We start from the raw sequence: 5,442 nt of genomic DNA on the forward strand, positions 1-5,442 counted from the left end.
GCGGCGCACGACCGCTTCATCAACGTGCCGGCCCGCCACGCGGGCCTATCCCGTCAATTCCAACACCCCAGGGGCGCCACCGAGCGCCCCTTGTTTTTGAAGGAGCCGCCCAGATGCAGCGCCCGCAACTCGCCTTGCCGTTCCCCGGCGAACTCATCATCGACAACTTCGCCGGCGGCGGCGGAACCTCGACCGGGCTGGAAGCCGCGTTCGGGCGCCCCGTGGACATCGCCATCAACCACGACCCCGAGGCGCTTGCGATGCACGCGCTGAATCACCCCTACACCAAGCACCTGTGCGAAAGCGTGTGGGACATCGACCCCATCGAAGTGACGGGAAACCGCCCGGTGGGCCTGGTGTGGCTCAGTCCCGATTGCAAGCATTTCTCGAAGGCGAAGGGCGGGACGCCGGTTTCCAAGCACATCCGGGGACTGGCCTGGGTGGGGATGCGCTGGGTGGCGCTCACGAAACCCAGGGTGCTGATGCTGGAGAACGTCGAGGAATTTCAAACCTGGGGGCCGGTCATCGTCGGCGCCGACGGCAACCTCTACCCCGATCCGGCAAAGAAGGGCAAGACCTTCGAGAGCTTCGTCCGGCAGCTCCGCCAGCACGGCTACAAGGTGGATTGGCGCGAGCTGCGCGCGTGCGACAACGGCGCACCGACTATCCGAAAGCGGCTGTTCCTGGTGGCACGCCGCGACGGCCTGCCGATCATCTGGCCGGAGGCGACGCACGGCGAGCCGACCTCGCGCGAGGTGCTGGCCGGGATGCTGGCTCCCTACAGAACGGCGGCCGAGTGCATCGACTTCGGGCTGCCCGCGACCAGCATCTTCGACCGGCCGAAGCCGCTGGCGGCCAATACCCGCCGGCGCGTCGCCAAGGGCCTGTGGCGCCACGTCCTGAGCAGCGCGCGGCCCTTCATCGTGACGAACACCAGCGGCCACCCCGGCGCTGGCATCGACCAGCCCATGCCGACCGTCACCACTGGCAACCACCACATGCTGGGCCAGCCCGTGATCGCGCCGCTGGCCGCGAACCCGGAGCCGTGGCCGTTCGAGCCAATCTTCCCCACGCCGCCGGCGACGGCCGAGCGGCCGCACGATTTCTGCTGCACCACCTGCGGCAACACGTTCCCGTCCTGGCGGCCGGAAGATGAGGGAATCCCTGGCGCGTGCCCGACCTGCGGCAACGAGGCCGGTATCCATCCCATCGACGCCATGCCGTCGATGCCGTTCCTCGTCGGCGCCGGTGGGCCGGCGTACTCGGGCAAGCCCACGGCAGCCAACCAGCCGCTGGGCACGCTGACCACGGAGAACCACCGCGCGGTCGTGATGCCTACGCTGGCGCCGTTCCTCACGGAGCACGCCAACGCGAGCAACCAGCGCACGATGCCGGCGGATGCTCCGCTGCGCACCGTCTGCGCCCAGGTCAAGGGCGGCCATTTCAGCGTCGTGGCCCCAACCCTGGCCCCGCTGCGCGGCACCAGCGACGCCCACATGGGCGGGCACAGCGTCGAGCAACCGCTTTCCACCGTGGCGGCCAGCGGCACGCACCATGCGATGGTGGGCGCGCACCTCGTCACCATCGGCTACGGAGAGCGCGAAGGCCAGCAGCCGCGCGCGCAGGACATCGAGACGCCGCTTGGCACCGTCGTGACGGCTAACAAGCACGCCCTGGTGGCCGCCCATCTGGCCCACCTGACGCACCACGGCGACCGCGCCGGCACCACGCCGGCCGAACCGCTGCCGACGGTGACGGGGGCGAACCGGGGCGAACAGGCCCTGGTCGTCGCCAACCTCATCGACATGGGGCACGGGGAATCGTGCAGCACAGGCGCGAAGCGGTGGAGCAGCGGCGTCCGCAGCCTGGAAACGCCGCTCAACTCGGTGACGGCCAGCAGCGTGCCCAGCGCACTCGCGTCGGCCTTCTTCGAACAGGCGAACGGCGGGTTCTACGACGGCGACGGGCGGCCGGCCAGCGCGCCCATCTCCACGATCACTGCATCGGGCAGCAATCAGCGCCTGGTGACGGCCTACCTCGTCCAGTATTACAGCGAGGGCGGCCAGGATTCGGGCTGCGCCAAACCCATGCCCACGGTGACGACCAAGGCACGCATGGGGCTGGTGCAGTCCGTCCAGGTGCCCGCCGAGGCACTTTCCCCCGAACACCGAGAGAAGGCGCGCGCGTGCGCGGCGCTCCTGCACGAACATCTGCCCGATCTGTTCCCCGAGGCAGCCGAGCTGGTGCTGATGAGCTACGGCGGCATCTGGTGGGTGCTGGTAGACATCACGTTGCGGATGCTGAAGGCCCGCGAGCTGTACCGGGCGCAGTCGTTCCCCGACGACTACATCATCCACGAGATTCCCGACCCCAAGCTGCTGTTCAAGAACGGCGTGCAGGTGCCGGGCGACCCGCGCCTGATTCCCCGCATCCCTCTTTCGATCACGGCCCAGGTGCGCATGTGCGGCAACTCCGTTTCGCCCGCGCAGGCCGAGGCCCTTGTCCGCGCCAACTTCCGCCACGAGGAAGCCTTCATGGAGCGGCGCGCCTGATCGGAAATTTGAACCATGCCGGCATCCGTGACATTGCAATCATGGGTGTCGGCGCGCAACCACGCGAACTACAAAAGGATTCCGACATGACCGACGAACAAAACAAAGTCGCCGGCGCGAGCATTGAAAGCCGGCCGACCTCTGGCTATGGGCAGGCGCACGCGCGCCAAGCACGGCGTGATGGAGGGCATCATGGCTGAACTGACCCTGCCCCCGATCTGCGTTGAACTGGAGCAATTGGAGAAGCTGACAACTCTTTCGGCCACCACCATCCAGAACATGGTCGCGCGCAACGAGTTCCCGCCGCCGCGCGAGCTGTCCGCGCGCCGCGTGGGCTGGCTGTACCGTGAAATCGCGGAATGGGCTGAAAACCGCCCGGTTTCCAATATCCCGCCCCCGCCGAACACCGGGGCCAAAAAGCCACGCTCCGCTACCGCTTCGCCAGCTTCTCAAGGTAGTCCGACAGCTTCGTGAGCCACTTCCGCCGCTCCTTGTCAAAGGTGTAGCGGTTGTAGGTTCCTTCGTCCCCCTCCAGCATGTGCCCCAAGATCACCTCGCCCACGTCCCTTGGGCAGCCAAGCGACGCCAGGAACGTGCGCGAGGTGCGCCGCAGGTCGTGGGGCGCCCAGTTTTCGACCGGAAGCCGCACCCTCGGGCGATCTGGAGCCGTGCGGCAATACGGCATATGGTGATACACCGCCACCCCCGCCGACTTCTGCGGGAAATACCCCTCTTTGCTGTCCGACGGGAACAGGTAGCCATCGCCATAGGCTTCCTTCCGCCGACGCACCACCTCGGCCGCACGCCCCACCAATGGCACCCGCTGATCGTCAGCATCGGGCCGATGGGCGTTCTTCGTCTTCGCCTTCGGGATTGTCCACCACAGGCCCGTGGGTTCCTCGGCCACCTCCTTCCCTTCCATTTTTTCGATTTCCGCCCCGCGCACCGCAGTCCATAGGTAGAGCGTCAGCATGTCATCGACGTTCTTGGAAAAGTTCGGCAGCCACCGAATCACCTGGCCGGCCTCGGCCGGACTCAATACCCGCTTCCCGGCCCCCTTCTTGACGCCCAGCTTGTTGTGGCCCTTGGACTTCAGTTTGCCGCGCAGCACCAAGCGCCACCAGTTCGGCGTGTCTTCTGGAAGATCGCCAGAATCCAGGCAGTAATCCCAGGCCGCCCCCAACTCGCGCCGCAGGTTTCCAGCCTGCACCGGGGCATAGTCGTACTGCTTGATATGGTCGAACGCGATCTTTCGGGTAATAGCCACGGCCGGCGTTTCCTCGATGCCGGTCAGCATGGTCTTGAAGGTTCGGGCCACCTCGTCGCGCCCCTTCTTGGCCCGGTTCTTGATGTGCCCCTCAAGGTAGATGTCGCAGACCTCGCGCACCGTCGGGCCGCCTGGACGACTCGCCGCCGGCGTGCGCCCTGACTGGCGCCGCTCCTTCTTCTCCAGGGCCAGGTCGATACCCTCATCGCGGCGCTTGCGCAGCACTTCCCATTGCGCCACCGCCGCGTGATACGACATGGCGGGCCAGTCCCCCACCTTCACCTGCCGCATCCGCTCATCAACAGGGCTTTTGTACCGATACGTCCAGGTGCGCCGGGTCTTGGTTGCCTCCAGGCGAAGCCCTGGTTGGTCGTCGATGGTAATGTGTTGCCCAGGCTGAAGAAGCCGGGCTTCGCGTGCGTCGAAAGCCATATGCGGTACGAGAGGTCAGCGTAACTTTTTTGTGGATACTAAAATCCCTCAGCGTAACCTGTCCAGAACCGCGAAAAAAAGCTACGCTATTGGCGTAAGTGTAGATGGGTTTTGTTGGGCATTGTTGAGTTTCAAGCGCGTGAGGAATGGTGTGAAAGATCGGCCGGAGAACGAGCAAAAACAAGGGATTTCCGAGAAATATCAAGGTTCTCCGGGGGTTAGCGTCGCCAATCACACGCCGATGATGCAGCAGTACCTGCGCATCAAGGCCGACCATCCCGACACGCTCGTCTTCTACCGGATGGGCGACTTCTACGAGCTGTTCTTCGAAGACGCGGAAAAAGCCGCACGCCTGCTCGACCTGACCCTCACGCAACGCGGCGCATCGGCCGGCACGCCGATCAAGATGGCGGGCGTACCGCATCACGCAGTCGAGCAGTATCTGGCCAAGCTCGTGAAGATGGGCGAATCGGTCGCGATCTGCGAGCAGATCGGCGATCCGGCCACGTCGAAGGGCCCCGTCGAGCGCAAGGTCGTGCGCGTCGTCACGCCCGGCACGCTGACCGACGCCGCGCTGCTGTCCGACAAGAACGACGTCTACCTGCTCGCGATGTGCACGGGCCACAACAAGCGTGGCGTCGCGGTGAACATCGGCCTCGCGTGGCTGAACCTCGCAAGCGGCGCGCTGCGGCTCGCCGAAATCGAACCCGAACAGCTCGCTGCCGCGCTCGAGCGCATCCGGCCGGCCGAGATCCTCACGCCGGACGGCGCGACCGATGCCGTCCCCGCAGGCGCGGGCACAAGCAAGCGCGTGCCGGCATGGCACTTCGACATTGCATCGGGCACGCAGCGCCTGTGCGACCAGCTCGATGTCGCGAGCCTCGACGGTTTCGGTGCGCATTCGCTGACGAGCGCATGCGGTGCAGCCGGTGCGTTGCTGCTCTATGCGGCTGCCACGCAAGGCCAGCAGCTGCGGCACGTGCGCAGCCTGAAGGTCGAGAACGAAACCGAGTACATCGGGCTCGATCCGGCCACGCGCCGCAACCTCGAACTGACCGAAACGTTGCGCGGCACCGAGTCGCCGACCCTGTATTCGCTGCTCGACACTTGCTGCACGACGATGGGCAGCCGCCTGCTGCGTCACTGGCTGCACCATCCGCCGCGCGCGTCGGTCGCCGCGCAGTCGCTGTC

Annotated in this window: 3 protein-coding genes and 1 pseudogene; 3 read left to right on the forward strand and 1 reads right to left on the reverse strand. The window is 66.1% G+C overall.

The genetic code is table 11. From position 1 onward, the window contains the following. The first annotated feature begins 113 nt into the window (after positions 1-113). On the forward strand, positions 114-2,552 hold the full coding sequence (locus JYJ84_RS27560) for a DNA cytosine methyltransferase (RefSeq protein ID WP_128671161.1): 2,439 nt from the start codon (positions 114-116) through the stop codon (positions 2,550-2,552). A gap of 192 nt (positions 2,553-2,744) precedes the next feature. Beyond that, a complete protein-coding gene (locus tag JYJ84_RS27565; protein WP_087778760.1) occupies positions 2,745-3,026 on the forward strand; it encodes an AlpA family transcriptional regulator in 282 nt (93 codons plus the stop codon). Here the strand turns inward: JYJ84_RS27565 and JYJ84_RS27570 are convergent. Next, positions 2,983-4,251, reverse strand: a complete 1,269-nt coding sequence (locus tag JYJ84_RS27570) for an integrase family protein (protein WP_128671162.1) — start codon at positions 4,249-4,251, stop codon at positions 2,983-2,985. The two genes, JYJ84_RS27565 and JYJ84_RS27570, sit on opposite strands and share 44 nt — an antisense overlap. Positions 4,252-4,492: 241 nt before the next feature. Here JYJ84_RS27570 and JYJ84_RS27575 point away from each other — a divergent pair. Next, positions 4,493-5,442: pseudogene (locus JYJ84_RS27575) on the forward strand (DNA mismatch repair protein MutS); the annotation flags it as partial.

It is taken from the genome of Burkholderia sp. LMG 13014 (assembly GCF_905232215.1).
Lineage (GTDB): Bacteria > Pseudomonadota > Gammaproteobacteria > Burkholderiales > Burkholderiaceae > Burkholderia.

Coding starts and splice junctions, on each gene's coding strand:
- JYJ84_RS27560 (WP_128671161.1), top strand. CDS start 114: ATGCAGCGCCCGCAACTCGCCTTGCCGTTCCCCGGCGAACTCATCATC.
- JYJ84_RS27565 (WP_087778760.1), top strand. CDS start 2,745: ATGGCTGAACTGACCCTGCCCCCGATCTGCGTTGAACTGGAGCAATTG.
- JYJ84_RS27570 (WP_128671162.1), bottom strand. CDS start 4,251: ATGGCTTTCGACGCACGCGAAGCCCGGCTTCTTCAGCCTGGGCAACAC.